Origin of the sequence: Dyadobacter sp. CY347, assembly GCF_021502655.1 — a bacterium.
Taxonomy (GTDB): Bacteria; Bacteroidota; Bacteroidia; order Cytophagales; family Spirosomataceae; genus Dyadobacter.
The window spans coordinates 1071030-1097726 of sequence record NZ_JAKFFT010000002.1 but is presented as its reverse complement, the minus strand read 5'-3'; the positions used below and the strand labels follow the sequence as shown (position 1 = coordinate 1097726).

The 26697-nt window shown below is 47.7% G+C and carries 22 protein-coding genes; 16 read left to right on the top strand and 6 right to left on the bottom strand.

What is annotated here, in order from left to right:
• Positions 1-11 precede the first annotated feature (11 nt).
• Positions 12-1505 carry a c-type cytochrome domain-containing protein gene (locus L0659_RS05380; protein WP_235124674.1) on the top strand — a complete coding sequence of 498 codons (1494 nt, stop codon included), beginning with the start codon at positions 12-14 and terminating at the stop codon, positions 1503-1505.
• A gap of 72 nt (positions 1506-1577) precedes the next feature.
• Here the strand turns inward: L0659_RS05380 and L0659_RS05375 are convergent, their stop codons facing one another.
• Complete coding sequence (locus tag L0659_RS05375) at positions 1578-2129, bottom strand: hypothetical protein (protein WP_235124673.1); 552 nt, start codon at positions 2127-2129, stop codon at positions 1578-1580.
• Positions 2130-2323: 194 nt separating this feature from the next.
• Here L0659_RS05375 and L0659_RS05370 point away from each other — a divergent pair, with 194 nt between their 5' ends.
• The 10 genes from L0659_RS05370 to L0659_RS05325 all read left to right on the top strand — a co-directional run bounded on the left by L0659_RS05370 (position 2324) and on the right by L0659_RS05325 (position 14793).
• Positions 2324-4777: a heavy metal translocating P-type ATPase metal-binding domain-containing protein gene (locus L0659_RS05370; RefSeq protein WP_235124672.1), complete on the top strand. Its 2454-nt coding sequence runs from the start codon at positions 2324-2326 to the stop codon at positions 4775-4777.
• A gap of 93 nt (positions 4778-4870) precedes the next feature.
• Positions 4871-5050 (top strand): cbb3-type cytochrome oxidase assembly protein CcoS, encoded by a 180-nt coding sequence (ccoS, locus tag L0659_RS05365; protein WP_235124671.1) that lies wholly within the window; start codon positions 4871-4873, stop codon positions 5048-5050.
• A gap of 14 nt (positions 5051-5064) precedes the next feature.
• Positions 5065-7209, top strand: coding sequence for a cytochrome-c oxidase, cbb3-type subunit I (ccoN, locus tag L0659_RS05360; RefSeq protein WP_235124669.1), 2145 nt, complete (start codon positions 5065-5067; stop codon positions 7207-7209).
• Positions 7210-7216: 7 nt separating this feature from the next.
• Complete coding sequence (locus L0659_RS05355) at positions 7217-8239, top strand: c-type cytochrome (protein WP_235124668.1); 1023 nt, start codon at positions 7217-7219, stop codon at positions 8237-8239.
• A 26-nt stretch (positions 8240-8265) separates the two neighbouring features.
• Positions 8266-9720 carry a cytochrome c oxidase accessory protein CcoG gene (ccoG, locus tag L0659_RS05350; protein WP_235124667.1) on the top strand — a complete coding sequence of 485 codons (1455 nt, stop codon included), beginning with the start codon at positions 8266-8268 and terminating at the stop codon, positions 9718-9720.
• A gap of 15 nt (positions 9721-9735) precedes the next feature.
• On the top strand, positions 9736-10182 hold the full coding sequence (locus L0659_RS05345) for a FixH family protein (protein WP_235124666.1): 447 nt from the start codon (positions 9736-9738) through the stop codon (positions 10180-10182).
• Positions 10183-10191: 9 nt separating this feature from the next.
• A complete protein-coding gene (locus L0659_RS05340; RefSeq protein ID WP_235124665.1) occupies positions 10192-10899 on the top strand; it encodes a sulfite exporter TauE/SafE family protein in 708 nt (235 codons plus the stop codon).
• 128 nt (positions 10900-11027) lie between these two features.
• Positions 11028-12392, top strand: a complete 1365-nt coding sequence (gene hemN, locus L0659_RS05335; RefSeq protein ID WP_235124664.1) for an oxygen-independent coproporphyrinogen III oxidase — start codon at positions 11028-11030, stop codon at positions 12390-12392.
• A gap of 82 nt (positions 12393-12474) precedes the next feature.
• The gene (locus L0659_RS05330; protein WP_235124663.1) at positions 12475-13707 is read left to right on the top strand and encodes a PAS domain-containing sensor histidine kinase; all 1233 of its coding nucleotides are present in this window, start codon (positions 12475-12477) and stop codon (positions 13705-13707) included.
• Between the two features lie 21 nt (positions 13708-13728).
• Entirely contained in the window at positions 13729-14793 is a 1065-nt protein-coding gene (locus tag L0659_RS05325; RefSeq protein ID WP_310590678.1) for a response regulator, read from the top strand.
• Between the two features lie 60 nt (positions 14794-14853).
• Here the strand turns inward: L0659_RS05325 and L0659_RS05320 are convergent, their stop codons facing one another.
• On the bottom strand, positions 14854-16650 hold the full coding sequence (locus L0659_RS05320) for a hypothetical protein (RefSeq protein WP_235124662.1): 1797 nt from the start codon (positions 16648-16650) through the stop codon (positions 14854-14856).
• Between the two features lie 154 nt (positions 16651-16804).
• Here L0659_RS05320 and L0659_RS05315 point away from each other — a divergent pair, with 154 nt between their 5' ends.
• From L0659_RS05315 to L0659_RS05295, 5 genes are all read left to right on the top strand, one after another.
• A complete protein-coding gene (locus L0659_RS05315) occupies positions 16805-17803 on the top strand; it encodes a 2-hydroxyacid dehydrogenase (RefSeq protein WP_235124661.1) in 999 nt (332 codons plus the stop codon).
• 57 nt (positions 17804-17860) lie between these two features.
• Entirely contained in the window at positions 17861-18424 is a 564-nt protein-coding gene (locus L0659_RS05310) for a hypothetical protein (protein WP_235124660.1), read from the top strand.
• A 10-nt stretch (positions 18425-18434) separates the two neighbouring features.
• Positions 18435-20600: a cation:proton antiporter gene (locus tag L0659_RS05305; RefSeq protein ID WP_235124659.1), complete on the top strand. Its 2166-nt coding sequence runs from the start codon at positions 18435-18437 to the stop codon at positions 20598-20600.
• Between the two features lie 147 nt (positions 20601-20747).
• Complete coding sequence (locus L0659_RS05300; protein WP_235125249.1) at positions 20748-22007, top strand: Hsp70 family protein; 1260 nt, start codon at positions 20748-20750, stop codon at positions 22005-22007.
• Between the two features lie 72 nt (positions 22008-22079).
• Positions 22080-22478: a hypothetical protein gene (locus L0659_RS05295; protein WP_235124658.1), complete on the top strand. Its 399-nt coding sequence runs from the start codon at positions 22080-22082 to the stop codon at positions 22476-22478.
• On the opposite strand, the gene L0659_RS05290 is transcribed toward L0659_RS05295, so the two are convergent.
• The 4 genes from L0659_RS05290 to L0659_RS05275 form a co-directional block, all read right to left on the bottom strand.
• Positions 22475-23056 carry a sugar O-acetyltransferase gene (locus L0659_RS05290; RefSeq protein ID WP_235124657.1) on the bottom strand — a complete coding sequence of 194 codons (582 nt, stop codon included), beginning with the start codon at positions 23054-23056 and terminating at the stop codon, positions 22475-22477. The two genes, L0659_RS05295 and L0659_RS05290, sit on opposite strands and share 4 nt — an antisense overlap.
• A complete protein-coding gene (locus L0659_RS05285; protein WP_235124656.1) occupies positions 23046-24641 on the bottom strand; it encodes a carbon-nitrogen hydrolase family protein in 1596 nt (531 codons plus the stop codon). Before L0659_RS05285 ends, L0659_RS05290 begins: the two co-directional genes overlap by 11 nt.
• A 44-nt stretch (positions 24642-24685) precedes the next feature.
• Complete coding sequence (locus L0659_RS05280; protein ID WP_235124654.1) at positions 24686-25585, bottom strand: SDR family oxidoreductase; 900 nt, start codon at positions 25583-25585, stop codon at positions 24686-24688.
• Between the two features lie 137 nt (positions 25586-25722).
• Complete coding sequence (locus L0659_RS05275; protein ID WP_235124653.1) at positions 25723-26484, bottom strand: DeoR/GlpR family DNA-binding transcription regulator; 762 nt, start codon at positions 26482-26484, stop codon at positions 25723-25725.
• Between the last annotated feature and the right edge of the window lie 213 nt (positions 26485-26697).

Genomic DNA, 26697 nt, shown 5'->3' with positions numbered 1-26697 from the left:
AACCCTTTAACATGCATTCTATTTTATTGCAGGATTCATCCTGGGCCACATTCATAGGCAGGTTCCATCCGGCCATCGTACATTGCCCGATTGGGTTTTTATTAATTGCAGCCCTTCTCGAAGTGGGCAGGCGCTGGGGCAAGATGGCTGTCAGCGAGAACGTGGTTGTTTTTATCCTGCTATGGTCTGCGATCAGCGCGACATTTGCCTGCGCGGCTGGTTATCTGCTCTCATTAAGCGGTGGTTATGATGCCGACCTGCTCGATAACCATATGTGGAAGGGAATAGGCGTTGCCGTTTTTGCATGGGTAGCCTGGCTTGTCAAATCTGATAAACTGCAAAAGGCAATGCCTGCCGGTAAGCGCATTTTCCTTCCCGCTATCCTGATTGCCACCGTGCTCACATTAAGCGCCGGCCATGATGGCGGCTCGCTCACACACGGAGCGGGTTATTTAACACAATATACACCCGAACCCTTCCGCAGCCTGGCTGGCTTACCACCTGTTAAAGCAGAACCGACTGAAATTAAGCCCATTGCAGATGTGCAGCAAGCCGTCGTTTATGCCGACATAGTACAGCCTATCCTGCAAACCAAATGCACCCAATGCCACAGTGCCAGCAAAAGCAAGGGTGACCTGCGGATGGACCAACTGGCATTACTGGCAAAAGGCGGAGAAAATGGCCCCGCATTCATTGCAGGAAAAAGCGCGGAAAGCGATATGATCAAACGTTGCCTGTTGCCCGAAAACGATGACGATCATATGCCGCCAAAGGGCAAGCCGCAGCTGACAACAGATCAGATCGCGCTGCTTTCCTGGTGGATCGATCAGGGCGCTCCGGCTGATAAGAAGGTTTCACAACTAACCGTCTCTGAGGCCGTTAAACCTGCATTGGCTTCCCTGACAAAGGGCGGCAATGCTGGCTCGGACCAGGCCAAAGAGCCCGGCGTCCTGAGCCTGAAAGTACCAAAGGCGGATGAGCGGGTTATTGAAGATTTAAGAAAAGCAGGGCTTATTGTCAATACATTATCCCAGGACCAAAACCTGCTTGAAATCAGCGCGGTAAACCTGCCCGGTTTCACCGACAAGCAAATGGAGCTTTTAAAACCCGTTGCCCAGCAGATTACCTGGCTGAAACTAGGCGGCACCGCTATCACCGACGCTGCTTTCGCGCAGATCGCAAAGTTTCCCAACCTGAGCAAACTGCATGTTGAGCACACCACCATTACCGACAAGGGCATCGCACAATTAAAGCCCCTTCCCTATCTGGGCTATATTAATGTTGTCGATACCAAAGTGGGGGACGCGGGCCTGAAAGCCGTAGCAGGCATGAAAGCACTTCGCTCCATTTATGTGTGGCAATCCGCCGTTACGGACAGCGCCGTAAGCCAGGTTGGAAGGCAATATCCTGATCTTTTGGTCATGAACGGTTTTAATGAGGCCACCGCAGCAGAATTTGTGAAGGCCGGTGATACAAGCGACGTAAAAGAACTCAAAAACAAATAATATGGATCGCCGAAAATTCACTCGCATAGGATGCATTTGCACAGGAAGAGCTATTTGAATGATGCCTGAGTATTAGTCCAGCTCCGTATAACCGTCATCCCCAAGAATGTCGTGGCCGTCGTTGTTTCGGAATTCCCTGACAATGGCGTCCCTTTCTGCGCGGTTTTTGGGGTCCACGCTAATGATAATCCCGCCTTCCTTAATGCCTGTTTCATAAGTATCACAATGCGCTTCCGGGATTTGGGTGGCAATGACGTGACTGATGGTTTTGTTCTCAGGCTTTTCTTCCACTTTTCCGATCAGCCTCCTGGAAATGGAAATGCCCAGTTCGGGCAGTGAGATCATGGAAGTGATGGAAATAATGGCCCCGGCGATCAGGTGCTTCGCTCCTTCTTTGGGCTTTTCTTCATCGGTCTCAACGAACCCATCGGCCTCATAAGGAGCACTTTCGCTGACTTGATTGGCATGCTTGCTCAATGTCTCATCCGACATCAGCACGGAAATATCGTCTTCCGTATGACCCAGCCGCAGCAATGCCTGGTAAGCACTTTCAGCATTCTTTTTGGTAAAAAAAACAGCCGAAACGGTTCCCGGCAGATCGTAAGCGTAACTCGTTGTTCCCATAATTACAAAGTTCAAATCAATTCGTGCTGTGCCATACCAATATAGTGCCAGGAAGATGAATTTCGAAATTATCCGGCTCTCAAATTTTCCATAAGATCTCGAAACTGACCAAAGTCAGTTTCCGGGCAAACCTCCGTCAAATTTACGGACATAATCTTTCTTCAATTTTGAGGGAGCATTACGAAGTCAATAGCATGGAGCAAGAAATCAATACCATTATCCCGGCGGCTGGAAAACCGACCGAAAATACGTGTTACCATTGTGGTGAAGCCTGCCGGGAGGAAACCATCAGCGCCGACGAACATTCTTTTTGCTGCAAAGGGTGTTATCACGTTTATGATCTCTTAAAAGTCAGCGAACTCTGTGATTATTACATCATTGACGGCTCAGCCGGCATCTCGCCCGACAAATCGTTTTTTAAAGGCAAATTCGACTATCTGGACCTGCCCGATGTCCATGCTAAAATCCTGGAATTCACCGATGGCCATCTTTCGCAGGTTAGTTGGTACATTCCAAAAATGCATTGCAGCTCGTGTATATGGCTTTTGGAACAGCTTTACAAATTCAATCCAGCGATCCGAAGTTCGGTGGTTAATTTTCCTGAAAAGAAAGTCAGGATTACCTTTGAAGCTGAAAAAGTGAAGCTTAGCGAGCTGGCGACATTGGTATCGAGCATCGGCTATGAGCCTTATATCAGCCTGAACGACATTGCGGGTGAGCAGGTTAAAAAGTGGAACCGTAAAAGGTTGTATAAAATCGGCATTGCCGGTTTTTGTTTTGGTAATGTAATGATGCTCAGCTTTCCGGAGTATTTTCATCTGGGCAAAGATGCATTTGATGAGAGCTTGCGGGCCACATTCGGCTGGCTGAACCTGGCACTGGCCATTCCTGTCTTGCTATATTGCGCCAGTGATTTTTTCAAATCCGCATGGGCTGCCCTCAAAGGAAAATATCTGAACATTGATGCCCCCATCGTCATCGCGCTGGTGTCCATTTTTAGTTTAAGCCTTTACCAGATCATATCCGGCACCGGCTCGGGATATTTTGACTCCCTCACCGGCGCAGTCTTTTTTATGCTTACCGGCCGATTTTTCCAGGACAAAACCTACGCCGGCATTTCCTTCGACCGCGATTACCGGTCGTATTTCCCGGTTGCAGTTTCAGTATTAACTGGGAAGGCTGAGGTTAGGACACCAGTCACGGATCTGAATGCAGCGGACATTATCCTGGTCAGAAATAGCGAGCTGATTCCGGCCGATTCTGTTTTGCTAAGCGCGGAAGCGTTGATCGATTACAGTTTTGTCTCGGGCGAAGCCGAGCCGGTCAGGCGGAAAAAAGGCGATACGATTTATGCAGGCGGCAAGCAAGCCGGACCCGCTATTGAGCTGAAAATCATGCGGAAAGTTTCACAAAGTTACCTGACGCAGCTTTGGAATAATGAGAGTTTTAACAAACCAAAAGAGGATCAGAACCAGATGCTGGCCGCGCGCATCAACCGGTATTTTTCAGTGATCGTTTTGATCATTGCCTCGCTCACATTTGCCGTCTGGTTTTTTATTTTCAAAAATCCTGAAACGGCCTTCCGCGCATTTACTACGTGCCTTTTGGTAGCGTGCCCCTGCGGATTGCTATTTTCCTCTACATTCACCAATGGCAACCTGATGGCCCTTTTTGGTAAAAATCAATGCTATCCCAAAAATGCGGATGCCATCGAACGCCTTTCCAAAATCGATACCGTAGTTTTTGATAAAACGGGCACCATAACCCGCCCCGAAGACGCCGAAGTTGCATTTATCGGCACAAAAATGACCGACCTGCAAATGTCCATGGTAAAGAAACTTGCCACACAATCCGCTCATCCGCTGAGCAGGTTGATCGTGAAAGGCCTGGCGGAAGTTCATACAGAACAGCAAAACATTTCAGAATATAAAGAAGCCAGCGGCTCGGGGATCGAGGGTTCTTTTGGGAATCACACCATCAAACTGGGTTCGGCCGACTGGGTAGGAGAACAAAAAATTGAAAATGATCATCGCTTTTCCAGGGTGTATGTCAGCATTGATGGCGTCTGTTCAGGATATTTTATGGTCAGCATAAAATACCGGAAAAACCTTTCACAAACCATTGAAAAGCTTCGTGATCATGGATTTAAAACCTACCTGCTTTCCGGCGACAAACCGACGGATCAGGATTATCTCGCCCAGATTTTCGGGACCTATGCCCATTTGTATTTCAAACAAAAACCCGAAGACAAACTGGCATTTATCGCAGCATTACAGCAAAAGAAGCATCGAAATGTACTGATGGTGGGTGACGGGCTTAATGATGCAGGGGCGTTACAACAAAGTAATGTAGGCGTCGCCGTTTCTGATGACATCAATAATTTCACCCCGTCTTGCGACATGATCATCGACGGCAAGCAGCTTTCGCATTTGCCTGCTTTCATCAACCTGGCGCGTCGGGGCCAGAAAATCATCAAGGCCAGCTTTGCTATATCGCTGATATACAACGTGGGAGGACTATTCTTTGCCATAGGCGGCCAGCTCTCGCCAGTACTAGCAGCCATTCTGATGCCCGTCAGTTTGATTTCCATTGTGGGCTTTACCACCATAGCCAGCAACTTGTCTGCCAGCAGGATTTTGAAAAACTGACGAAGGTCAGTTGTGAACCACGCTGTCATCATCTTTCTGCTCGGACCGATCCGGTAGTTTTGGATCATACAAACGATTAAAGATTCTTTCAAAATGAGCGCAATGTTCGTCATGATTATCGCCAGCCTCGCCATCGCCCTGGCCTTTTTAGGCGCATTCATCTGGTCGGTGCGGAAAGGGCATTACGATGATGACTATACGCCTTCCATACGCATCCTCTTCGATGATACCACCAGCGATGCATCCAAGAACAACACAAAAGATATTCACTAAATTTTACCTGAATTATGTCAAACGTTCCCCATCCTGCTCTGGCAACCGTTGAACTGGATGAGTTCCAATACGATAACCGCATTGTGCGGGATTTCGCCATTGCAACAATACTTTTCGGTCTTATCGGTATGCTCGTCGGGCTGCTGGCTGCATTACAGCTGGTTTTCCCTGATCTGAATATGGATCTGCCGTATCTTACTTTCAGCCGCATCAGGCCGCTGCACACCAATGCGGTGATTTTTGCATTTGTAGGCAATGGTTTTTTTACCGGTTTGTATTATTCTGCACCGCGTGTGCTCAGGACGCCAATGTGGAGCCCGCTGCTGAGCCGGATCCATTTCTGGGCGTGGCAGTTCATCATTCTGGCTGCCGCCATCACATTACCCATGGGCCTGACCACTTCCAAAGAATACGCCGAACTGGAATGGCCGCTTGACATTGCCATTGCCGTAGTATGGGTCGCGGCGCTTATTAACCTGGTAATGACCACCATTAACCGCCGTACGGAGCACATTTATGCTGCGATCTGGTTTTACATTGCTTCATTTGTGACCGTTGCCATGCTTCACGTGGTCAACAGTATGGCGCTGCCTGTTTCGTTATTCAAAAGTTACTCTGTGTACGCAGGTGTGCAGGATGCACTCGTACAGTGGTGGTACGGACACAATGCCGTGGCGTTTTTTCTTACGACTCCTTATTTGGGACTGATGTATTACTTTCTTCCCAAAGCGGCTAACCGTCCTATCTATTCCTACCGGCTTTCGATCGTCCATTTCTGGGCGCTGATCTTCCTGTATATCTGGGCAGGGCCGCACCATTTGCTTTATACTTCGCTTCCCGAATGGGCGCAGACGCTGGGGACCGTATTTTCGGTCATGCTGCTGGCGCCTTCCTGGGGCGGGATGATCAACGGGCTAATGACCCTGCGTGGTGCCTGGGACAAAGTACGTGAAGATGTTGTATTGAAATTTATGGTTGTAGCCATCACCGCATATGGTATGGCCACATTCGAAGGCCCGATGCTTTCTTTCAAAAACGTAAACGCGATTGCTCACTACACCGACTGGATCGTTGCACACGTTCACGTAGGCGCCCTTGGATGGAATGGCTTTCTGACATTCGGGATTTTGTACTGGCTTTTCCCACGCATATACGGACGTCCGTTATATTCTCAAAAGGCTGCCAACTTCCACTTCTGGATCGGAACGCTCGGGATTTTGTTTTACACCATTCCCATGTACTGGGCTGGCTGGGTGCAAAGCTCCATGTGGAAGGAATTCACGCAGGAAGGACTTTTGAAATACCCCAACTTCCTTGAAACCGTTACACAGCTCAAACCCCTGTATTTTCTGCGCAGTGTAGGCGGCACGCTTTACATTGTCGGCTTCATTGTGATGATCTATAACTTGTGGATGACGGCGCTGAAAGGCAAGCTCATCGCCACCGAAACTGCCAAAGCAATGCCTTTGAGCGCCATATGGCATGCCGAGAAAAGTGAATACTGGCACCGCAGGCTATTCGAACGCAAACCGCTGGCACTGACCGTTTTCGCGCTGATCGCCGTAGCCATTGGCGGGATGATCGAAATGATCCCAACCTTTATGATCAAATCCAATGTGCCCACGATTGCATCAGTGAAACCTTATACTCCGCTGGAATTGCAGGGACGTGATATTTATGTCCGTGAAGGCTGTTATGTATGCCATACCCAAATGATCCGTCCCTTCCGTTCTGAGATCGAACGTTATGGAGAATATTCCAAATCGGGTGAATTTGTTTACGATTACCCGCACCAGTGGGGCTCGAAACGAACAGGCCCGGACCTGCACCGGATAGGCGGAAAATATCCTGATTCCTGGCACTATAACCACATGGAAGATCCCACCACGATGTCGCCCGGCTCCATTATGCCAAGATATGGCTGGCTGCTGGAAGACGATCTGGACACCAGCACAACAGCGGCCAAGATCCGCGCCATGCAAACATTGGGCGTGCCTTATGAAAAAGGTTACGATAAAATGGCTAACGCCGATCTGAGCAAACAAGCCAAAGAAATACAAACCCGGCTGAAACAAAGCGGCATCAAGGCCAATGAAGACAAGGAGATCATTGCACTTATTGCTTACCTGCAAAGATTAGGAACTGATATTAAAAAATGATTGAATTATGAAATTCCGAACATATCTTGAAACCATTGCCGGCATAGGCATTTACCCGTTGATCTCGCTTATTATATTTTTTGTCTTCTTCGTGTCGCTGATCGTTTTTGTGATTGGGATTGATAAAAAATCGCTGCAAAAAATGGAGAGTATGCCATTGAATGATGGTGTAATCAAAAAGGGATTGCTTTCCGTACTTTTCTTTTTCGCGATGGGTGGCTCGGCCTTTGCGCAGGATCAGGCAGAACCTATCCGTGCGATCAGCGGCAGCGAGCTTATCCTACTCGTTTTGCTTTCTATCCTGTTTTTTGCGGGGTTAATGGTTGTAATCGCATTGGTTAACACCGTAACATTACTTCGAAAAATCTCGGCGCCAGCCAAAACAGAAGCACATACAGACGCGGTTATTTCCTGGTGGAAAAAATTCGCGGGCATGAGCATTCTGCCCGGCCAGGAACATCAGCTGATCATCCAGGGCCATGATTATGATGGCATTCAGGAGCTGGATAACCGCATGCCGCCCTGGCTGCAATCGCTTTTCCTGGCCACTGTTGTGATCGGGATCGGTTACGGGGCTTACTATTTCAGCGGCATAGGCGATTACCAACTTGCCGAACTCGAAAAAGAGGTGGCACAAGCAGAAATTGACAAGAAGGCTTATATGGCAAAAGTAGGCGCATCCATGGATGAAAACACGGTGACGCTGATCGGTGAAGAAGCGGCAATCGGACAGGGAAAAGCCATTTTCCAGGAAAAATGCACCGCTTGCCATGGACCCGATGGCGGAGGAAGCGTGGGCCCGAACCTGACAGACGCGTACTGGCTGCATGGTGCCGGGATTAAAAATCTTTTCAAAGTCATTAAATATGGCGTCCCTGAAAAAGGAATGATCTCCTGGGAAAAGCAGCTGTCGCCTACCGACATTCAAAAAGTGGCCAGCTATGTGCATTCTTTAAAAGGCACCAAACCAGCCAGCCCGAAAGAACCTCAGGGCGAACTCATTAGCGGCGATCAGGTTGCAGACAATTAAACAAGCGAATCATTCACACTACGAATATGAATACGGCTCAGCATGTCATCAACGATTCCGACGAATCATTCCGCGACCATTTCAATGCGGTAAATGAGGATGGAAAACGCAATTGGTTTTACCCCCAAAAACCAACCGGCAAATGGCATACGCGAAGGGTTTGGTTTACAGTGCTGATATTGACGCTTTTATTTGCAACCCCATTTATCAAATTCAATGACCAGCCTTTGCTGTTGTTCAATGTGCTGGAACGCAAATTCATCATTTTCGGCATTTTCATAGGCCCGCAGGATTACTGGCTTTTTGGCCTTACGATGCTGTCGTTCATGGTTTTTATCGTGCTTTTTACCACTATTTTCGGCCGGTTGTGGTGTGGTTGGGCATGTCCGCAAACGGTGTTTATGGAAATGGTTTTCCGCAAGATCGAATACGCCATTGAAGGCAATGCAACCAAGCAAAAACTGCTCAACAAAGCGCCCTGGAACACAGACAAGATCCTGAGAAAAACGGCCAAATACACGGCGTTCATGATCGTGTCCTTCCTGATTGCTAATCTGTTGCTGTCGTATGTGCTGGGTGTGGACGAGCTTTCTAAAATTATCCGCGAACCCATTGCAGACCACCTGCCCCTTTTTGGCGGCATCATCGCTTTCACGGCCATTTTCTATTTCAATTTTGCATGGCTGCGCGATCAGGCATGCACTGTGGTGTGTCCCTATGGGCGCTTGCAGGGCGTGCTAATGGACCGGAACACCATTAATGTTGCCTATGATTACGAGCGGGGCGAACCTCGGGGAAAAATCCATAAAAATCAGGAACGTACCGAGGGCGATTGTGTCAACTGCCATCAATGTGTAGCTGTATGTCCGACAGGCATCGACATCAGAAACGGCCTGCAAATGGAATGTGTGAACTGCACGGCCTGCATTGACGCCTGTGATAACATTATGGAAAAAGTTGGATTTGAAAAAGGACTGATCCGCTACACTTCCGAAAATGCAATTGTCAAGAAAACCAATAAGCTCATTACGCCGCGGGTCGTGGGTGCAATGGTCATGCTGGTTTTGCTGTGGTCGGTGCTGGGATTTATGGTGGTGTCCAGAACGGATACGCAGACCATGTTGCTGCGCGCGCAGGGCAGCCAATACATTGAAAACAAGGATCAGAGCATTACAAACCTTTATACTTTCAAGATTTTCAACAAAACCAACCATGCTATTGTGCCGGAGATCAGGCTGGAAGGCATTCGGGGTAAGCTGATTTTTGCCGGCGGCCGGCGTTCCGGAGCATCAGCCGGAAAATCCGGCTCGAAAGCACCTGATCTGTCACTTGAACCCGCCGGAATGGTTGAAGGCACTGTGTTTATCATTGTGCCGGGCAATGAATTAAAAAAGCGCAAGACAACATTGAAACTAACTGTCTATCAGGATAATAAAAAGCTTGAAGAGTTTGAAACTACATTCATGGCACCAGAAAATTAAATAAAAGAAACGATCATGAAAATCAACTGGGGAGTAGGCATCACCGCGCTGTATCTGGGTTTTGTAGCCATGATATTGCTGTTGGTCAGTATGAGCATTGGCCAGAAAATTGACCTGGTAACGGAGCATTACTACGAAGAAGAAATCGGTTTTCAGGATAAAATTGACAAAAAAGAACGGTCGGCAGCGCTTACCGATCCTGTAAAATGGCAAGTAACGACGAGGGAAATCAGCATTGTATTTCCCGGCAGTGTTCAGGAAGCTGATTTGACCGGCGAGATTAATTTGTACTGCCCGTCCAATGATAAAAATGACCGCAAATTCAAGATATCTGCTCAGAACCACACGCAGATTATTCCTGTCAGCAACATTCCAGAGGGCAGTTACCATCTGCAAATCGATTGGAAAAATAAAGATCAGGCCTACTGGACTGAGGATGTAATCGTCATCAGTCACAAATAAAAGGAACCATTGAACATTGCCCTTCCATACCTGGCTTTGACCATGGGACTGCTCAGCAGTTTTCACTGCATCGGCATGTGCGGGCCAATTGCACTGGCGCTTCCTGTTCAAAAAGGCAATGCCTGGCAGCGAACCTCGGGATTGTTTGTTTATAATCTTGGCAGGGCATGCTCCTATGCATTATTGGGCGCCGCCGTGGGCATATTCGGCAATGCGCTGGCGCTGATGGGTTACCTCAAATACGTATCCGTGCTGGCCGGGCTGTTTATGCTGGCCTATGTTTTCTGGCCAAAAGCATTTGCCAGATTTCTTGTCGCGCCCGGTTTTTTGCGTCAGCCGGTTAATCTCATTAAAAAAAGAATGTCGGCATTGCTGCACAGCCGCAAGTTGCACGGCTGGTTTCTGCTCGGATCTTTAAACGGACTGCTCCCCTGCGGACTCGTTTACCTTGCATTAATGAGCTCGTTAGCAACAGGAAGCAGCGCTGGCGGAAGCATTTTTATGTTTGTTTTCGGCATGGGCACCTGGCCCGCCATGATGGCGGTAGGCTTCTTCAAAAACTGGATCACACCCGCCGTCCGGAGCAAATTTCACCAAATCACACCTGTTTTCATTGCCGTGGCCGGCATATGGCTTCTTTACCGCAGCACCATGTTCGAGTATCCGCACGCGGCCCGTTCCAAAGCCAAACCCATCACCGAATGCCACGGCAAATAGCCGCCCCAGTCGCTCCAAGCAAGGTTCAGAGAAAACCAAGGTTAGTTTTAATCCTGACCAAAGTCATGTTTTTCCGAGCGCTATAAGCCTAGTTTTGATTCATAGTAACCAATTAAAATACGATTACCATGGATAAGGACCTGCTGTTCAAATACAATACACCCGGACCCCGTTACACGAGCTATCCAACCGTTCCTTACTGGCAGAAAACACCTCCAACCCAGCAAAAATGGAAGGAACTGTTTATGAATGCTTTTGAAGTTTCTAACCAGAAAGAGGGCATCAGCCTTTACGTCCACCTGCCGTTTTGCGAAAGTTTGTGCACTTACTGCGGCTGCAATACACGCATTACCGTCAACCATGCCGTTGAAACTAAATACATTAACGCTGTCCTTCGGGAGTGGCAGATGTACATAGCAAGCTTCGGCGAAACCAAACCAGTGATCCGGGAAATACACCTGGGTGGCGGCACGCCTACTTTTTTTAGTCCTGAAAACCTGGAAATGCTGATTTTGGGAATACTAAAAGATTCAGTTGTTCATCCAAAAGCGCAGTTCAGCTTTGAGGCCCATCCTGGCAATACAACGGACGAGCACCTGCAAACACTTTTCGAAGTAGGTTTCAGGCGGATCAGCATTGGGGTTCAGGATTTTAATCCCATTGTACTGGCCATTATCAACCGCGTGCAAACGTATGAGCAGGTCAAACACCTCACATTAAAGGCCCGCGAAATTGGCTATACATCTGTAAATTATGACATTGTATATGGTTTACCATTCCAAAAAGCATGTTACATGATGGAAACCATGCAGCGCGTGATCCAGCTCAAACCCGACCGCATTGCCTTTTACAGCTACGCACACGTGCCCTGGATCAAACCCGGACAAAGAAATTTTACCGAAAAAGACCTGCCGGACGCCGATAAAAAAATGGCCATTTACGAAACAGGCAGAAATGCGCTGGAAGTGGCCGGTTACCAGGATATTGGTATGGACCATTTTGCTTTGCCGGGCGATACGCTCTACAAAGCACAGCAGGAACAGCGACTGCACCGCAACTTCATGGGTTACACCGACACGCACACGCAGCTGCTCGTAGGCCTCGGCGCGTCTGCGATCAGCGACAGCTGGACAGGTTATGTGCAGAACGAAAAAAAGGTGGAAGATTATTACCAACGTATTGCAGCAGGCGCGATCCCCATTGCACGAGGTCACCAGCTGACGCGGGAAGATCTGATCCTGCGGCGCCATATTTTAAGGTTGATGACGCAGTTTGAAACTTCATGGGCCAAAACCAACGACTATTGTGAAGAAGTGTTCCAGTCCATCGAGCGCCTGGACGAACTGGAATTCGACGAGCTCATTGAATTACTGCCGTTCAGCCTGAGGGTTACTGAAAAAGGGAAACCGTTCATCAGGAACATTTGTATGGCTTTCGATGCGCTTTTGTGGGAATCCCAACCGGCCGCCCAGCTTTTCAGCCAGACGGTCTGATCCAGTTAAAACCTTGTCCCTTTCACCATTGTAGTGTACCTTTCTGATGTTTGATAGTGATATATTAATTCATACGAAAGTGATGACACGGCATATTGAAATGCTAGATGCCCTTTTTAAGCATGCCACAGAGGGGATTGTAGTAGTGGACAAAGCAGGCGCAATTGTAATGCTCAACCCCAAAGCCAAAGAACTTTTTGGCTATTCGGACCTGGATCTGATCGGTAAGAAAATAGAAGCGCTGATCCCGCAAAGATATGCTGCCAACCACGTGCATTACCGCGACCATTACCTGGAAGCGCCACGTGCACGGGGTATGGGCCATTTGATGGACCTGTTTGCAAGAAGGTCCGATGGGAGCGAATTTCCTGTGGAAGTGAGCCTGAGCCCGTTCAAAACAAGTGACGGCGAGTTCGTAGTGAGTTTTGTGATTGATATAACAGAACGAAAAAAGCAGGAGAACCGCATCAGGGAGGCCAATCTTGAAATACAAAAACTGAATGCGGAACTGGAAGAAAGGGTTGAACAACGCACAAGAGAACTGGCGGAAGCCGTCAAGAAAGTGGAAGATTCACAAGAAGAAGTGATACGGGCTTTGAAGAAGGAAAAAGAGCTCAACAATATGAAAAGCCAGTTCGTCACCATTGCATCGCACGAATTCCGGACGCCGCTGGCCACCATTCTTTCATCCGCTTCACTAATAGGCCGTTATGGCACGACCGAGGAGGAAGAAAAGCGTCAGAAGCACGTAAAACGGATCAAATCGGCGGTGACCAACCTGACAGAGATCCTGAACGATTTCTTGTCGATAGGCAAGCTCGAAGAAGGACGCGTACACAGCATTCCGGTGCAGGTAGACCTGGATGCTTATTGCAAAAACCTGATCGACGAGATCCAGGGCCTTTGTAAGGAAAAACAGCACATTCAGTTTGAATATCATGGCAATACGGAAGTGTGGCTCGATAAGCAGTTGCTGCGCAACATTCTGTTTAATTTGCTCTCAAACGGCATTAAATACTCTGATCCCGGCAAAAATATTTTACTGAAAGTTAATGCAAGCGCCGCTCAGGTCGGGATTGAAGTGCACGATGAAGGAATTGGCATTCCTGAAAAAGACCAGCCGAATATTTTCGACCGGTTTTTCCGCGCGCACAATGCAGGCGCGACGCAGGGAACCGGCCTGGGCCTGAACATTGTCAACAATTATGTGACCTTAATGGGCGGCCACGTCACTTTTTCCAGTGAAACTGGGAAAGGAACTACGTTTTTTGTACAACTTCCCAACGTCATGCCTGCGCAGGCCAAAAATGATTAAGTACCAACCCAACATCTGATTGTGGAACCTAAAAAAATATTGCTGATAGAGGACAACCCCGAGATGCGGGAAAATACGGCTGAAATCCTGGAACTGGCCAGTTACAAAGTCATGACCGCACCACATGGCAAGGAAGGCGTGCGCCTCACCAATGAATTCAATCCGGACCTGATCATTTGTGACATTATGATGCCCGAACTGGATGGTTACGGCGTGCTGCACTTGCTGAGTAAGGATGAGCACACAGCCAACATTCCCTTCATCTTCCTCACAGCAAAAGCCGAGAAGGAAGATTATCGCAAAGGCATGACGATGGGCGCAGACGATTATCTGACCAAGCCCTATGACGATGTGGAGCTGCTCAACATTGTGGAAATGCGCCTTAAAAAAAGCGAAAGGCTTAAACGGCAGTTTGAGCGTTCGGCAAAGGGGTTGGACCAGTTTATTGAGGAAGCCAAATCCTTCGACCTGATCGCCAAGCTGGCAGAAGATAAAAAGGTCAAGACATTGCGTAAAAAAGAGACCGTTTATACCGAAGGCAGTTTTCCTTCCAGTGTTTTTTTCCTGCAAAAAGGAAAAGTAAAAGCCTATAAATCAAACGGCAGCGGGAAAGAATACATTACAGACCTGTATAAAGAAGGCGATTTTTTTGGCTACCTAGATCTTTTGCAGGGCGAGCCTTACCAGGAAAGCGCCATTGCACTGGAAGAAGCCGAGGTTTCGATGATCCCAAAGGACGATTTCTTCAACCTTTTGCAGGGAAACCGCGAAGTGTCTTCCAAATTTATCCGCATGCTTTCCAACGAAATCAAAGACCGGGAGGAGCGCCTGTTGCATTTAGCGTACAACTCTGTCAGAAAAAGAGTAGCGCAGGCACTGGTAACATTGGTCCAGCGCTACCAGGAAGATAAAGCCAAGCCATTTTCCATGTCCATCACCCGGGAAGATATCGCATCCATGGTAGGCACGGCAACCGAAACAGTGATCCGCACGCTTTCAGATTTTAAAGAGGAACGCCTGATCGACATGAAAGGAAGCCTGATCACCGTTTTCGAGTATGAAAAGTTGGTAAGAATGCGAAATTAGCAGCAAGACAATCCCGGACTAATGCAACAGGTTGTACAATGTTACATTAGTCCGGGATTTTTATGCGTGAATGCTGGCGAGTTCCGTTTGCAGTAGTTGTTGCTCAAATGCTTTTAATTGGCGCATCATAGCTTCTCGATAGGCCTCTGTTTCCCGAGTAAACTGCGGTATCAGCGCTTTGTAATATTCAACTCCCTGCACAAGCTGGGTTCTGAATTTTTCGAGATATTTCTGCTTCTTAGTGTCTATTCGCAATGCATTTAAAGCCATATCCTTTTGATAATGGGCTACATATAAGGCGATTTCGTTGATAAACATGTTCGGGCGAACCACATCAGACAGCAGGTCGATCCTGCCGTAAATGTGATCGACCATTTCCGTGAGTTTGTGAATTTTCGAAAACCAGGCAAGATTGGGTCCCGGGCAAATGGAAACGGCGTGATTTTCTCTTGTTGTCAGCAATTGATGTTTGATTAATGTTGAGGTGCTAAGGCCTTCGCAGAGGCAAAGCTTTTCGGTAACGGCATTGATTTGTTCCTCGCGTTCAGTCGCTGTCAAACCCAGGGATTGGATCTGTTTTATTTTCAGATTCTGATATTGACGGGAGGCCGTGCAGATCGGTTCTGCGGTGAATTCTGTATTAGAGACCAGATATTTTTTCTTGCATGGACTTCCGGGTCTTCCCTTTGCGATCCTTTCCAAACGCTGCTTTTCGGCGCTGCTCCTTTTGAAATTATTGAACAAAACGCCCAGCGGTGAGGAATTGGACACATAATAATCACTGCTATCGGCATGGGTCAGGTCTTGCAGCGTCTTTTCGTCGACATTGGTAACCTCGGGCACAAGCAGGAACGGACTCCCCCAGCCTGTTGCATCGACTTCATAATGTTTCAGTAAAAATTCATCTTCCCGGGCAGTGCCTATGCCGCCCTGAACCGTGATACGCAAAGCAGGAATTTTATCGATAACAATGTCTTTCGCGTTCAATGCAGCCTGGTACAATGCAAACAGCTCGGAAAGCATTTCCTGTTTTTTCAATTTAAACTCTTCCAGGATAGGCCCCAGCAAAAATCCATCCGTTGCAAATGCATGTCCGCCGCAGTTAAGACCCGATTCGATCCTGAACTCGGAAACCCAGATGCCTTTTTTAGCAAGATATTTAGCCTGAATAAATGCAGACCGAAAGTCGCTTACTTTCAGGATAATTTGCTTTTTATAATGTCCTTGTTGGTCCGGAAAAAAATCAGCGAAGCTTTCCAGATAATTATAAAGACGCGGATTCATGCCTGCCGAAAGTACCAGCGATGAAGACAATGTACTTTGGGCAAATCCGCGCAGTGCAGCCGAAGCGTCTGAAAACTCGTCTGCCAGGTTTTCTCCGTAAACATCTTTGTTAAGCTTATCCACCTTCGACATAATGTTTACATCGATGGCGCCTTTGGCAAGCTGCGATTTCAATGTTGCCTGCAAAAGCTGCTTTTGCGTTATTGACTCTGTTTCGTACATTAAAATATACTCCTGTTTCAGCGCTGAATGCTCAGGCAAGAGCTGGAAATACCGATTTAGTTCTGTGCCATCTTCAAAAGACTGCTTTTTCAGGGCTTCAAAATTCTTGTCCACAATACGGTCGACGAGGTTCAGATATGCCGTAATGCGCCGGCTGCGGAAATCGTCCTCGTTGGTATGAATGGGTGTAAAAACTTCACCATTGGCAATGGTATGGTGCTTTCTCATTCGTTCGATCATCTCGTCATCGACGATCGACATGACCGATGAAATTCCGTAATGGGCCACTTTTATTGGGGTATCAACCGAATATCCGAGGCCTAAAACCGGGATATGAAATGTATGGTGCATGGTTTGCGCATTTGGATAATAATAAGCCAAAACTAGATGAGCATGCCCAAAGAAAAGTTGACGCGGATTGCCGCCTTAAATGATAAATGTCATTGGAAAGACGTTCTTTGCATGGGAGCTTTGCTGAATTTCCCTTCAACTAATCACCGCATTCATGAAAATCTTATTCTTCTCTGCCAAACCATACGACCGCACATTTTTCGATCTGCACAATGAGCGCTATGGATTTGAGCTGGAATACCTGGAAACCCATCTGGGCCCGCACATCGTGGAAGCGGTTCAGGGGCAAACGGCCGTTTGTGTTTTCGTCAATGATAAGGTGAATGCCGAGGTCATTACGGTGCTGGCAGACAAAGGGGTTAAGATCATCGCGCTCCGGTGCGCGGGCTTTAATAATGTTGATCTGGAAGCGGCGCGCGAAAAGGGAATCCGGGTTTGCCGGGTGCCCGAATATTCACCACAGGCCGTTGCTGAGCATACTGTTGCCATGCTGCTGACGCTTAACCGCAAAACACATAAAGCCTATAACCGGGTAAGGGAGCAGAATTTTTCCCTGAATGGCCTGATGGGCTTCAATTTATATGGTAAGACTGTCGGTGTAATCGGAACTGGCAAGATCGGGACCGCATTTTGCAAGATCATGAAGGGTTTCGGATGCAGGGTGATCGCCTACGACATTGCCATCAATGCAGATTTACAAGCACAGGGAATTGATTATCAGGATCTTGATACTGTACTGAGCGAGTCGGACATCATTTCACTGCATTGCCCGCTCAACGAGCATACACACCACCTGATCAACGCTCAAACATTGCAGAAAATGAAGAAAGGCGTGATGCTGATCAATACCAGTCGCGGCGGGTTAATCGATACGCCGGATGTGATCGATGCACTGAAAAACAAGCATGTTGCGCACTTTGGCATTGACGTGTATGAGCAGGAGGAAAAGTTGTTTTTCAAAGATCTTTCGGAAAGCATTATCGAAGATGACACCATTCAGCGCCTGATGAGTTTTCCCAATGTGCTCGTAACTGCGCACCAGGGTTTTTTCACGAATGAGGCCCTTTCGGAAATTGCTCATGTCACGCTCAGCAGCATTGATGCCCTTGACAAAGGCACGGAGCCTGCCAACAAATCGGTGATTTTGGTCTGAACAGTTTGAAATCCTGCATTAAATTACCCACCTTACATGCGCTAAAAAAGGACATGCATGAAGAGATGGACATTATTTTTTCTGTTTTTCGCAGCTGCATTGCAGGGTTGCGGATATAAGGAAAAGGAAGCGCAGCTGACCAAAAGAGAGCAGCAGATCGCTGAAAAAGAGCAAACATTAATGCAATGGGAACAGCGGTTGACGCTGCTGGAAAAGGAGTTGCAGGAAAAGAAGAAAAAGCAATTACAGGATTCCACTGCGGTCACCGACTCCCTGCTGGCCCAGCCGGTCACGGGCAAATGGATCGTTAAAATGCGCTGCACGGAAACGAATTGCAGCGGATCGGCCATCGGGGATTCGAAAACGGAAACCTGGGAAATTGCCTATCAGAACAAAGGAATTGTCGTAAATACTTTTACGGGAAACGAACTGTCCAGGATCTACAACGGTTCTTTTACCCAAACCCGTCTTGAAGCAACCAATGGTCAGCCCGGCTCCGAGTCGGTAATGCGTATCATGCTGGAACTGAAAGACGGCAAAATGGAAGGGACGCGGGAAGTGGAGCGCACCGATTGCAAAATCCGCTACACCCTGACTGCCGAACGGCAGAAAAAACCCTAAACTCGTGCGTATGACTTCGTTGCTGTTACTGGATCTCTCATTACCTCTCAAAAACCCCGTTATTATCTTTTCGGTGGTGCTTTTTATTATCCTTTTTGCACCAATCCTTTTCAACCGGATCAAAGTCCCACACATTATCGGGCTCATTATTTCAGGAATGATCGTGGGGCCGTATGGATTAAACCTGCTCAGCCGCGATAGCAGCATTGTGCTCTTCGGAACGGTAGGCTTGCTTTACATTATGTTTCTTGCAGGTTTGGAAATTGACTTGGCCGAATTCAAAAAGAACCGTAACAAGATCATTGTCTTTGGATTAACCACATTTTTACTGCCACTGATAACGGGCACCTTGGCCAGTTACTACATATTGGGTTATGGATTGTTGTCCTCCCTGCTGCTGGCCAGCATGTTCTCCACGCACACATTGGTTTCCTATCCCATTGCCAGCAAATACGGAGTTACCAGAAACCGGGCCATCAACATGACGGTGGGCGGGACCATGATCACCGACATTCTGGCGCTCCTTATCCTGGCAGGTGTTGCAGGCATGTCCAAGGGTGACGTTTCACCGGCATTCTGGTTTCAGCTTGGCTTCTCATTTTTTGTTTTTGTAGCGGTTGTGCTGTTTGTTTTTCCAATGATCTGCCGCTGGTTTTTCAAGCGTTTCGACGACAGCATTTCGCAATACATATTTGTACTGGCGATGGTTTTTCTGGCCTCATTTTTGGCAGAGATCGCTGGCGTTGAGGCCATAATCGGCGCCTTTTTTTCAGGTCTGGTTTTAAATAAATTTGTCCCCCATTCGTCTCCGCTCATGAACCGCATTGATTTCGTGGGCAACGCGCTGTTTATTCCCTTTTTTCTGATCAGCGTGGGTATGCTCGTCAATATCAGCGTATTAACACATGGTTGGGGCGCGTTGAGAGTGGCGGGTGTAATTCTGGTCGTTGCATTGGCGAGTAAGTTCCTGGCCGCCTGGATCACGCAGAAAGTGTTCCGGCTGACTGCTGACGAAGGGCTGATGATCTTTGGCCTGAGCGCCTCTCATGCGGCCGCCACGCTGGCGATCATTTTGGTTGGATATAACATTATCATAGGGGAAACAGCACTGGGCGAGCCCATCAGGCTTTTGGACGAAGATGTACTGAATGGCACCATTGTGCTGATTCTGGTGAGCTGCGCAGTAAGCTCGTTTGTAGTGGAGCGTGCCTCCAAAAAGCTCGCACTCTCGCAGGAAGAAGAAAGCACAGAGGAAGCCGATGCAGTCACCAATGAGAAAATCCTGGTTTCGCTATCCTATACTGATATGATTGCCGACCTGGTGGATTTTGGTGTTATGCTAAAAGGAAAACGCACTTCGATTCCCTTGTACGGCCTGCACATTGTTACCGACGAAGATCAAAAAAATGACTCGGCTTCTCACGGCAAGAGAATCCTTAATAAGGCAGTTCAGCATGCCAGCTCATCGGAAAATATGCTGGTTCCGCTGACGCGTTACGATGCCAATATCAGCAACGGCATCACCTATTCCATTAAGGAACAGAACATTACGGATGTAGTGATCGGGTTACACCAGAAGACGGATCACAAAACTTTTCTTGGCCCCAAGGTTGAGAACATTGTCAAGCGGATCTTTGAAACGATCTACATTTACAAGCCAGCCCAGCCTTTTAACACGCTCACGCGGATTGTGGTGGCCGTGCCGCCCGCAGGCAGCAACGAGCCGGGCTTTCTGCACTGGCTAGGTAAGGTGCTCGCGCTGGCAAAGATCAATGCGATGCCTATTCATTTTTACGCTTCGGGACAAACCATTAAGGCGATCAGAAGTATCCTGGCCCGGAAAACAACCACGGTGGAGGTGGAATTCAGCGTTTTCAGTGCTTGGGACGATTTCCTGATCTTTTCACGCGAGCTGAAAATTGATGACCTTTTTGTTGTTGTTTCTGCCAGAAAAGGATCGGCGTCCTATCTTTCGCAACTGGAAAAACTTCCCGGTTATTTTTCCAATTACTTCCAGGAGCAAAGCTTGTTGCTGATCTATCCGAAACAACTTGAATCAGGCATCAACATGAGCGACATTGAGCAAGCCGACGGTGCATTGATCGGCACATTGTCCGACAAGCTGGGATCGCTTACCAAGGCTGCGAAATATCTGCGTAAAATGCTGGGGGATTAATCAAGAAGGTTTTTCAAACCGGGACAATTCTTCAACCCTGCACCGCCCGTGGTTTGGCCCATTAACCGCTTAACCGGTCTTATAGCTGAACATTCATTTGGATTGCCGGGTAATTAATCAGAAATTGCGCGCCCAATTTTTAAAATGATGACTACTTCTGTTTTTTGCGGTATTGATTTCGGCACTTCCAATTCCAGCCTGGCTGTTGCAGATCAAAACGATGTTTTCCTGGTTCCGGTTGAAAATGATAACCAGACCATTCCCAGCGCCATGTTTTTTGCCCGAAAAGACAACCATGCCTACTTCGGGCGGGAAGCGACAGAGCGGTTTCTGACCCGCCAGCCCGGCAGGTTAATGCGCAGCCTCAAACGCGTTCTTGGCAGTTCAGCCATGCGGCAGGGAACGATGGTGAATGGCGAGCTGATGAAGTTTGATCAGATCATTGCAGCATTCCTCAACCAGATGAAGCTTAAAGCCGAAGCGGACTGCGGAACGGAGCTTCGCCACGTGGTGATGGGCCGGCCTGTCCATTTCGTTGACAATGATGAAGCTGCGGATCAGCGGGCAGAGAATGAGTTGAAACAGATCGCCAAAAACCTGGGTTTTGAACACGTAGGATTCCAATTCGAACCGATTGCGGCCGCCTTTGCCCATGAAGCGCGGATTAGCGGAGAGAAGCTGGCGATGGTCGTCGATCTGGGCGGCGGGACTTCTGATTTTACCATTATAAGGTTGTCAAAAGAAAATGCTACTAAGCATGACAGAAGCGAAGATATCCTGGCGAACACCGGCGTGCGGCTCGGCGGAAATGATTTTGACCGCGACCTGAGCCTTGCCGAAATGATGCCCGAGCTGGGTTTCCGCTCCAAGTATGGTGTAAAAAACCTCGAAGTGCCTTCGTATCATTATTTTGACTTGTCGGAATGGAGCAAGGTGAATTTTTTATACACCAACAGAATTTTATTCCAGGCTAAACAATTGCTTCGCGAAACGCACGACCCGGTGCGCTATGGAAGGCTCATCAGCGTGCTGGAACAGGAAACGGGACATGCGGTGCTGGCAGAAACAGAAAAAATCAAGATCGGCCTGGCCAGCAGTGAAACTTTTGCTGCCGCGCTGGATTTTATAGACCAGGACCTGCGCATAGATGTTGACAGAAAAGATTTTGACGCTGCTATCATTACAAAAACAGAGCGCATTGTGCAGTCGGCCAGAGAGTGCCTGCAAGCAGCAGGGGTTACTCCGGAAAGCATCGGGCTGGTGATTATGACGGGCGGGTCAACTGAAATTCCACTAATCCAGCAACATTTCAGGCAACTTTTCCCGGCAGCAGAATGGTCGGAGGAAAACAAACTGTCCAGTGTAGGACTCGGCCTGGCCTATGACGCCCGCAACCGGTTTTCGTGAGCAGACTCGTGGGAGTCATTTATTTTTATCGCCCGTAAATGCACGGTAACTTTACGAAAAACGCAACCTTTGATGATGCAAAATAAAAAATTGATATTCCTGGTATTGATCATTGTGCTGATCGGATACATTATTTACGATTCGACTTCGCAACCCACCGTCGACGATCTGAAAGGTAATTTTACAGAAGTTGCCACATTCCGGAACCAGAACAACCAGGGGCCTATCATTCGGATTTACGCCGCATCAGTAGAAGGACCTGTTTACGATGAAATGCGGAAATACGGTGATATGATGCCATACACAAAATATGGCACCACCACCGTTTACTTTTTTGATTCCTCCAAACCGTTCCCCAAGAACCTGGTTGCCAACAAGCCTAATTTTGATGCCCAATACAATAACAACTGTTATGCGGTTTATACCAAGGATCAAAACGGTGAAGTCTCATTCCAAAAATCGCCTTTTTAATCCGTATCACGGGATTCATTCACCACCAGTGAGCGGATTACACGGCAAGGGTTACCGGCAGCAAATACATCGGCCGGAATGTCCCTGGTTACCACGCTTCCGGCCCCGATAATGGTGCGGTCGCCGATCGTAACGCCAGGATTAATAACAGCACTGCCCCCTACCCACACATCTTCCCCAATGGTGATCGGCTTAGCCGATTCGACGCCTGAAGCCCTGGTAATGTGATCAATGGGATGGGTTGCCGTGTAGATCTGGACGTTTGGCCCGAAAAGCGTGCGGCTCCCGATACGCACGTAAGTAACGTCGAGCACAACACAATTAAAGTTGAAGAAAACACTGTCGCCAACGATCATGTTGCTGCCGTAATCGCAATAAAATGGCGGTTGCAGCCACAGGTTCGTTCCCGAATTCGGGATTAGTCGTTTCAAAATATCCGCCCTTTTCTCCGGCTCATCTTCCCGGCCGGCATTCAGTTCCAGCAGCAGCAGGCGCGCCTGGGTTCGCTCCTCGGTCAATTCGGGGTCCAGCGCGACGTAAAGCTCGCCGTCGAGCATCTTCTGTTTCTCAGTTTTCATGCGGCAATCCGTTTACAGTTATACCATTGCCACTTTTCTGGCTTTCGTGGTTACGCACAAGCGAATAAATGTCTGACCTTCTATCCTTTAAATTCCTGACACTTCCGAATTGATTTAACTCCCTTAACATATCAATATCGACGTCGGCAATTAAAATCATTTCTGTATTTGGCGTCGCTTCGGCTTTTATCCCATTGGTAGGAAACGAGAAATCGCAGGGCGTAAACACCATGGATTGAGCATATTGAATGTCCATGTTGTGGACTTTCGGCAAGTTTCCTACACTGCCTGCAATGGCAACGTAGCATTCATTTTCAATGGCCCTTGCCTGCGCGCAGTTTCTCACCCTCGAATAGCCGTTTTGGGTGTCCGTCAAAAATGGCACAAACAGAATGTTCATCCCTTCATCGGCCAAAATGCGGCTTAACTCGGGAAATTCTACGTCATAGCAAATCAGGATTCCGATCTTTCCGCAGTCCGTATTGAAAGTTTTGATGGTATTACCGCCCTGCATTCCCCAGACCTTTGCTTCGTCGGGGGTAACGTGCAATTTTTCAAAACGCTCAATCCCACCATCCCTTTTGCACAGGTAACCCACATTATATAGGCTGTTATCGACAACCTCCGGCATGCTTCCCGTGATAATGTTGATATTATAGGAAATAGCAAGCTCCGAGAAACGCGCTACAATCTTCTCCGTGTATTCGGCCAGCTTCCTGATTGCGTCCGGCTCTGCAAGATGGTTGTAATCCGACATTAAGGGCGCATTGAAAAACTCCGGAAACAAAGCAAAGTCACAACGGTAACCGGATACAGCGTCCACGAAATATTCGACCTGTTGCATCAGCTCATCAAAGTCGTTGTACAACCGCATCTGCCATTGTATCAATCCTAACCTGATAATCGACTTGGTAAATGCAGCCTGGTCTGAGCTTTTCTCATAATAAACATTGTCCCATTCCAGCAGCACCGCATATTCATTGGAATCCTTATCCCCTTCCAGATATCCTTGTAATATTCTGGCCGGGTGAAAATCGTTCGACAACTGAAAATTCAAAACTGGGTCGTGAATGTCCTTGTTGCGCACCTTTTCGATATACTCCTTTGGGGACATCGAATGAGAATATTGGTGGAAATTCGGAATACGCCCACCAAACACAATTCCTTTTAAATTTAACTTCTCACAAAGCTCTTTGCGGTAATCATACAAACGCCTCCCCAACCGCAAGCCGCGATATTTGGGCCGGATAAATACATCGATACCGTATAAGATATCCCCTTTATTGGTATGCGTCTTGAAACTATAATTTCCGGTTATTTCTCTATATGTATGCTTAGAGTCAACTTTATCATAGTCTACAATGATCGATAATGCGCATCCGGCCAGCTCATTATCGACCCTGATGCCTACCTGCCCTTCGTGAAAAATATTGATCAGCGTTTTGATGTGATGTTCTTTCCAATAAGCATTAGGCATACTGGAATAGGTCTCGATCATCATTTCCTTGATCTCCTGGTAATCTTCCGGTTTCAGAAAAACCAATTCAATATTCTCAATCGACTTAATATCCTTGTTCGTTTCCATTCGTTTTTAATGCGGTTTTTCTTCACTTTGTGCAAAGCTACGCATTATGGATGCCCTCCGCCACCCGCAGCGCCGTAAATTTGCCCGGTAGCATAGCTGGCTTCCGGATCTGCGAGCTGTACAAATATGGATGCGAGTTCGGCTGGCTGGCCTGGTCTTCCCAGGGGCGTAGCTTCCCCAAATTCCACGATCTTATCCTGCGGCTGGCCACCGCTCACCTGTAATGGAGTCCATACCGGTCCGGGCGCTACGCCATTCACGCGGATTCCCTTCGGTCCCAGCTGCTTGGCCAGCGACTTTACATAAGCCACATTAGCAGCCTTGGTCTGGGCATAGTCAAACAGATTTTCGGATGGGTCATATGCCTGCACGGATGAAGTGGCAATAATGACAGATCCTTCGGCAAGGTGCGGCAATGCGGCCTTTGTAATCCAGAACGGAGCGTAAATGTTTGTTTTGATGGTGGCGTCGAATCCTTCTGACGTAAGGTCGAGCAGTGAATCCACAGCCTGCTGATGACCGGCATTATTAACCAGTATATCCAGCCCTCCCAGTTGCTCAACAGCCTGCTTCACAAGCTCCTGGCAAAAAGCTTCCTGCGTGATATCACCCGGGATCGCGTATCCTTTCCGACCCTCCGCCTCGATAAGCGCAATTACTTCGTCGGCATCGGATTGCTCCTGCGGTAAATAATTAATGGCCACGTCGGCTCCTTCGCGGGCATATGCAATTGCTGCTGCACGCCCTATGCCAGAATCGCCTCCGGTGATCAGGGCTTTTCTGCCGGTTAACCGTCCGTATCCTTTATAGCTGGTTTCACCGTGGTCCGGCTTCGGGTCCATTTTGGAAGCCAACCCAGGCACCTGCTGCGGCTGTTTGTTGAATGGTGGTTTTGGATATTTGCTAAGTGGATTTTGAAGCGATGTTTTGGTTGGTTCAGACATGTTAATGAAGTTTTGATGATAAATAAATCAGTCTTGATACGCCGTTTTGTATTAAAACTTTGCCAAACGATTCAATCAACAATGCCATTACAATAATTACTGCGCAAGACCTAAGCTTCAAAACCAGGGATTGAATGTCATATTATCACCTTAATCCCCCTGTCTTCCAGGTTCTTGACCGTTTCGGCAGAAACGCCCGAATCTGTGACGATGTACTGGACCTGATCCAGGTCACAAATTTTCCCGATTCCCCGTTTGTCGAACTTAGTGTGATCCGCCAGGACTGCCACGGATTGCGCTGTGCGGATCATTTTTTGGTTCAAACCGGCTTCTGTGAGGTTGCTGATCGAAAGACCGAAGTCAAAATCGATTCCGTCTACGCCAATGAATAGGATGCCGCAGGAGATATTTTCAAGAATGTATTCCGCGTAAGAACCAGCTACCGAGGAAGAATTCTGACGGATCAGGCCGCCCAGTTGCAAAACTTCCACATTGGGCCGGTTACTAAGCTCCAATGTAACCTTCACTGCCGGGGTGATCACCGTGACCTGCTTGGAAGGATGAAGCGCCCGGGCCAGCTCAAAAACCGTTGTCCCCGATCCGATCATGATAGAATCGTTGTCCCTGATCAGGCTTAATGCCGCCTTGGCAATGCTTTGCTTTTCCTCGGCATTGATAAACTCCTTCTCATTAATAGGCCGCTCGATCGCGTAGGGATTATTGATGGAACCGCCACCGTGTGTACGGAAAAGAAGGTTTTTGTCTTCAAGTAATTTTAGATCCTTCCGGATGGTAACCCCGGAAACCTGCATTAGATCAGACAACTCCTGAATATTGACGGTGCCTGTCTTTTTTAACTCCTGCAAAATGAGCTGATGCCTTTCTGTAATATTTTTCATTGAATGGTGCTTTCGGCAATGATAACACATGTCGGACGAAATCGAAAGGTAATTAAACCTTATCAGAAACATTATCCGTCACAGAAGAATTTTATATTCAAATAATACAACAATGAATGTATTTTATTCAAAAATTACCCTGTCATCAATGGTATTATCATATTGTTAAATATTTCACTTGTATGTTTCATAAAGTTTAATTTACTTTTTATT

What these genes read in the sequence shown, in the direction of transcription:
- L0659_RS05380 (WP_235124674.1), top strand. Translation starts at nt 12, where the DNA reads ATGCATTCTATTTTATTGCAGGATTCATCCTGGGCCACATTCATAGGC.
- L0659_RS05375 (WP_235124673.1), bottom strand. Translation starts at nt 2,129, where the DNA reads ATGGGAACAACGAGTTACGCTTACGATCTGCCGGGAACCGTTTCGGCT.
- L0659_RS05370 (WP_235124672.1), top strand. Translation starts at nt 2,324, where the DNA reads ATGGAGCAAGAAATCAATACCATTATCCCGGCGGCTGGAAAACCGACC.
- ccoS (WP_235124671.1), top strand. Translation starts at nt 4,871, where the DNA reads ATGAGCGCAATGTTCGTCATGATTATCGCCAGCCTCGCCATCGCCCTG.
- ccoN (WP_235124669.1), top strand. Translation starts at nt 5,065, where the DNA reads ATGTCAAACGTTCCCCATCCTGCTCTGGCAACCGTTGAACTGGATGAG.
- L0659_RS05355 (WP_235124668.1), top strand. Translation starts at nt 7,217, where the DNA reads ATGAAATTCCGAACATATCTTGAAACCATTGCCGGCATAGGCATTTAC.
- ccoG (WP_235124667.1), top strand. Translation starts at nt 8,266, where the DNA reads ATGAATACGGCTCAGCATGTCATCAACGATTCCGACGAATCATTCCGC.
- L0659_RS05345 (WP_235124666.1), top strand. Translation starts at nt 9,736, where the DNA reads ATGAAAATCAACTGGGGAGTAGGCATCACCGCGCTGTATCTGGGTTTT.
- hemN (WP_235124664.1), top strand. Translation starts at nt 11,028, where the DNA reads ATGGATAAGGACCTGCTGTTCAAATACAATACACCCGGACCCCGTTAC.
- L0659_RS05330 (WP_235124663.1), top strand. Translation starts at nt 12,475, where the DNA reads ATGACACGGCATATTGAAATGCTAGATGCCCTTTTTAAGCATGCCACA.
- L0659_RS05320 (WP_235124662.1), bottom strand. Translation starts at nt 16,650, where the DNA reads ATGCACCATACATTTCATATCCCGGTTTTAGGCCTCGGATATTCGGTT.
- L0659_RS05315 (WP_235124661.1), top strand. Translation starts at nt 16,805, where the DNA reads ATGAAAATCTTATTCTTCTCTGCCAAACCATACGACCGCACATTTTTC.
- L0659_RS05310 (WP_235124660.1), top strand. Translation starts at nt 17,861, where the DNA reads ATGAAGAGATGGACATTATTTTTTCTGTTTTTCGCAGCTGCATTGCAG.
- L0659_RS05305 (WP_235124659.1), top strand. Translation starts at nt 18,435, where the DNA reads ATGACTTCGTTGCTGTTACTGGATCTCTCATTACCTCTCAAAAACCCC.
- L0659_RS05300 (WP_235125249.1), top strand. Translation starts at nt 20,748, where the DNA reads ATGACTACTTCTGTTTTTTGCGGTATTGATTTCGGCACTTCCAATTCC.
- L0659_RS05295 (WP_235124658.1), top strand. Translation starts at nt 22,080, where the DNA reads ATGATGCAAAATAAAAAATTGATATTCCTGGTATTGATCATTGTGCTG.
- L0659_RS05290 (WP_235124657.1), bottom strand. Translation starts at nt 23,056, where the DNA reads ATGAAAACTGAGAAACAGAAGATGCTCGACGGCGAGCTTTACGTCGCG.
- L0659_RS05285 (WP_235124656.1), bottom strand. Translation starts at nt 24,641, where the DNA reads ATGGAAACGAACAAGGATATTAAGTCGATTGAGAATATTGAATTGGTT.
- L0659_RS05280 (WP_235124654.1), bottom strand. Translation starts at nt 25,585, where the DNA reads ATGTCTGAACCAACCAAAACATCGCTTCAAAATCCACTTAGCAAATAT.
- L0659_RS05275 (WP_235124653.1), bottom strand. Translation starts at nt 26,484, where the DNA reads ATGAAAAATATTACAGAAAGGCATCAGCTCATTTTGCAGGAGTTAAAA.